This window comes from Microcoleus sp. OTE_8_concoct_300 (assembly GCF_031383065.1).
Classification (GTDB): domain Bacteria; phylum Cyanobacteriota; class Cyanobacteriia; order Cyanobacteriales; family Microcoleaceae; genus Microcoleus.
Genome location: NZ_JANMZH010000127.1, coordinates 1 through 3,482 on the forward strand (window position 1 = coordinate 1; position 3,482 = coordinate 3,482).

General features: G+C 45.8%; 3 protein-coding genes. All 3 read left to right on the plus strand.

The genetic code is table 11. From position 1 onward, the window contains the following. The first annotated feature begins 125 nt into the window (after positions 1–125). The 3 genes from ACUVJL_RS06145 to ACUVJL_RS06155 are packed head-to-tail and all read left to right on the plus strand — an operon-like array spanning position 126 to position 3,337. The gene (locus ACUVJL_RS06145; RefSeq protein WP_445245044.1) at positions 126–995 is read left to right on the plus strand and encodes a class I SAM-dependent methyltransferase; all 870 of its coding nucleotides are present in this window, start codon (positions 126–128) and stop codon (positions 993–995) included. Next, positions 988–2,127, plus strand: a complete 1,140-nt coding sequence (locus ACUVJL_RS06150) for a glycosyltransferase family 4 protein (protein ID WP_445245045.1) — start codon at positions 988–990, stop codon at positions 2,125–2,127. The genes ACUVJL_RS06145 and ACUVJL_RS06150 overlap by 8 nt, the downstream gene beginning before the upstream one ends. Positions 2,128–2,137: 10 nt before the next feature. Further along, positions 2,138–3,337, plus strand: coding sequence for a carboxylate--amine ligase (locus ACUVJL_RS06155; RefSeq protein WP_445245046.1), 1,200 nt, complete (start codon positions 2,138–2,140; stop codon positions 3,335–3,337). Positions 3,338–3,482 lie beyond the last annotated feature (145 nt).

Sequence of the window (3,482 nt, forward strand, 5' to 3'; positions counted from 1 at the left end):
GATGAAGTGCTCAGCGAACAGCGGAAGGAATTTTACCGCTACGTGCGAGAGATAACTGAAGCTTGGTTGAAGGAAAAAAACTAGGGTGCTATCAATTTTTGTCAGGTGTAATGAGGAGTAATTTTATGGTAGTCGCAACAACAAATTGTCCTTTGTGCAATTCTAATAATATCCGAGAACGCTCGAAAGTTGGAGCTTTTTTCAAGGTCTGGCGCTGCGGGGAATGTACCTTTGCCTGGGTAGACCGCAGCGATTTAGCAAAACCAGAGGCGGCTCCTTCTTATCAGGACTACGACTACAGCCGGGCTCTGAGAAATGCCTTCGAGCAGATGAAGCCTCTTTATGTTAAAGGCTTGCAGGAGCGAATGGGCCGAACACTGGGCGATCGCTCTTTACAAAATTGCTCCTTTTTAGATGTTGGCTGTGCCAACGGCGAGTATCTGTGGACTGCGAAGTCGATTGGATTTGGTACAGTTGCCGGTGTCGAGATTGATGCTTCAGCAGCAAAGGAAGCTAGTGTTTACGGTGAAGTTACTGATGATGTCTGCAAGTTTGCACCGTCTACTTTTGACGTAGTACAAATCAAGAACGTCTTGAGCAATATTCCTGATTTTGTTGATTTTCTCAGTTCTTGCCTCAAAGTCCTCAAGCCTGATGGATTTTTGCTGCTGGATATTTTGAATCAAGACAGTTTAACAGCTTTGCTACGGAATAATTTGGCGAGGGACTATCAAAAAACGGGGCGCTACGGCCCTCTGCGTCCTCCCTACGTCATCAATGGCTTTAATCAAGTTTCTATCAAAGAGCTTTACCGCCGTTTTGGTTTAACTCCTACCTGGATTTCTACCTCCTACATGGGAACTTCTGTGGTACCTTATGCACCTAATTTTACGGTGAAGGTGCTGGGATTAGCTGGCTCGCTTTTGGGAAAAGGATCGATGCTGATCACGGAGGCTAAACCAATTACTTCAGTCTCCAGTAGCAACCATGAATAGCCTTCTAATTATCACTACTATTCCAGCAACTATCCGCGCTTTTTTATTGCCTTTTGCCGATCACTTCCGTGAGCGGGGTTGGCGAGTGGATGCTATGGCTTGCAGAATTTCAGACAATGCTGAATGTTTGCAGGCATTCGATCGCGTCTGGGATGTAAAATGGTCGCGCAATCCTTTAGATCCGAGAAATTTTTTAGTTGCTCCGCGAGTGATTCGAGAGGTTGTAAAAACAGAACAGTATGATATAATTCACGTACACACGCCTGTCGCTGCTTTTGTTGCTAGATACGCTCTCAAAGATTTAAAAAAACAGCGAAAATTTCAGGTGATATATACAGCTCACGGTTTTCATTTTCATCCTCTAGGTAAACCGTTAAAGAATGCTGTTTTTCTGAATTTGGAAAAGCTCGCTGGGCCTTGGACTGATTATTTAGTTACGATTAATCGCGAGGATGAATCAGCAGCAAAACGCTACGAAATTCTTCCCCCTGAAAGAGTCCGCTATATGCCGGGAATTGGAGTGGATCTCCATCGCTACAGTCCCGAGGCTGTTTCTGAAGCTGATGTCGAGCAAGTGCGTCACTTCATGGGGCTAAACGGGGAAAATCAACTGTTTGTATCCGCGATCGAATTCATTCCGCGCAAGCACCCGCAGGATGTCTTAAAGGCTTTTGCTAAACTGGCTCGACCTGATGTTCATTTGGCTTTTGCTGGAGACGGGCCGATGCTGGCCCAAATGCAGCAATTAGCATCGGATTTGGGAATTAAAAATCAGGTGCATTTTCTGGGAAACCGCCGAGACGTTCCGACTTTAATGCGAGCTTCTGTGGCGACGCTGCTGGCTTCGGAACAGGAGGGATTGCCTAGAAGTGTTATGGAGTCTTTGTCGCTGGAAATTCCGGCGATCGCTACTAAGATTCGCGGCACTCAAGAATTGTTAGAATCCGGTTGTGGCCTTCTCTTTGAGGTGGGGGATATAGACGGATTTGCTAAGGCAATGGCTTGGATGTTAGATCGTCCTGAAGAGGTGCGAGAAATGGGCAAGCGGGGACGCGAGCGCATGGCTGCTTGCGATTTGCAGCAAATCATCAAATTGCACGAAGAACTGTATGCCGAAGCTGTACAAATATGACAGGAGTATAATGAGAATTTTAGTTACTTACGGATGGTGCCGCACAGCTTACATCGCCGCAGAAAGCCTCTCCCGCGCTGGATTTGAAGTCTATGCCTGCGGTTCAACTGCTTTGAGCATGGTACGGGTTTCGAGATTTGTTCGCGGTTTCGATCGCGTCCCCGATCCGTTCAAAGAACCAGAGCAATACGTAACAGAAATATCTGCAATTGTCAAGCGGCGAAATATCGATGTTTTGCTGCCAGTCCACGAGGATGCTTTAGCCATACAAACTTATCGCGAGATCCTCCCCGAAAATTTGCTAATTGCCTGTCCTCCTCGCACCGAACTTGTTAGAGTTTTAGACAAATACGAAATTATTAAAATCGCTGCATCCGCAAAAGTTGCCGTTCCCAAAACTCTGGCTCCTGCCAATCTCATAGAATTAGAATCATGCGCGCAAGAGTTGGGTTTTCCTCTAATTATCAAGACGCGGCGTGGCAATAGCGGCAAAGGTGTATTTCGCGTCAATTCTCTGGCAGAAACTCGCCAGAAATATCGCGAAGTAGTCGATAATTTTGGTTTGGCAAATAATCAGTTGCCGATTCTACAAGAATATGCAGAAGGCAGTGTATTTGGAAGTTGCTTCCTTGCCAAGGATGGCGAAGTCAAAGCCTGTTTTGTTGAACGCTACTTGCGCTGCAAAGAAGCAGGCTTTGGCACGAGCGTACTGCGCGAACCTTGCGAATTTCCGTTGCTGCAGGACTATACCCAAAGGATGGCAAAAGCACTGAATTGGACAGGAATTGGACATTTTGACTTTATTGTCGATTCTCAGCTTTCCTCTGCCTATCTCATCGAAATGAATCCCCGCTTTTGGGGAGCGCTGAATCTGGCTGTTCAGAATGGCTTTGATTTTCCCAGAGGACTGGTAACTATGTTAACTAAAGGTGAGCCAGATTCGGATTGTTTTAAACCTTTGTTACAACCAGTTGCCAGTTTGTGGATAGTAGGTGAGATTATAGCAGGTGTAGCTGAATTCCGCACAGGAAAAGGTCTGGCTCCGCTAGCTTCGGCAGGACGGATACTGTTTAGCGATCGCCCGCGCACATACGATGACTTTCGCTGGCACGATCCTTTGCCTTTGCTCATGGAATTAACCCACTATGGCAGCTCTTTCCTAGCATCGGGGGGAAATCTTAATCCTGTGGCAACAGAAATGATGCAATAAATTAGGCTCTCCTGAGTTTATGGTGTAAAATAGATCAACCAATACAGTTAAAGTAATGAGCTTTCATTTAGACTATTTATTAGACTTGCCTGGAGTCAAGGTTGAAACTTGCACTCAAATTGAAGGAAAAATTTACTTTAAACTG